Annotated in this window: 1 protein-coding gene; it reads right to left on the reverse strand. The window is 25.2% G+C overall.

Annotated elements, in window-relative coordinates; genetic code table 11:
- The coding region (locus AVBRAN12654_RS09465; protein ID WP_336614404.1) for a hypothetical protein at positions 1 to 259 on the reverse strand (259 nt) is incomplete at its 3' end.
- Positions 260 to 278: the final 19 nt, after the last annotated feature.

The raw sequence follows: 278 nt of genomic DNA on the forward strand, positions 1-278 counted from the left end.
AAACCCTTTTATCATATAAATTCTCGCCATTTTTATAGGCTAAAAATATAGCTAATAAATCTCTTTCATCTTTAATATTTTGAATATTAATTTTGCTTAAAATATCTTCCATACTTTCACGAGTGCTAGTGCCTTTTACTTCTATGGCTTCGAATGGTTTTTTATCTTTAGTTTGTTCTTCTTTTTCTTCTTGCTTAATTTCTTCTTTAGATTGTGATATTTGCAAATCTTCGTCTGTATTAGAAAAAATACTTTTCATTAATTTATTTTTTTCTTCA

This window comes from Campylobacter sp. RM12654, assembly GCF_020137585.1.
Classification (GTDB): domain Bacteria; phylum Campylobacterota; class Campylobacteria; order Campylobacterales; family Campylobacteraceae; genus Campylobacter_E.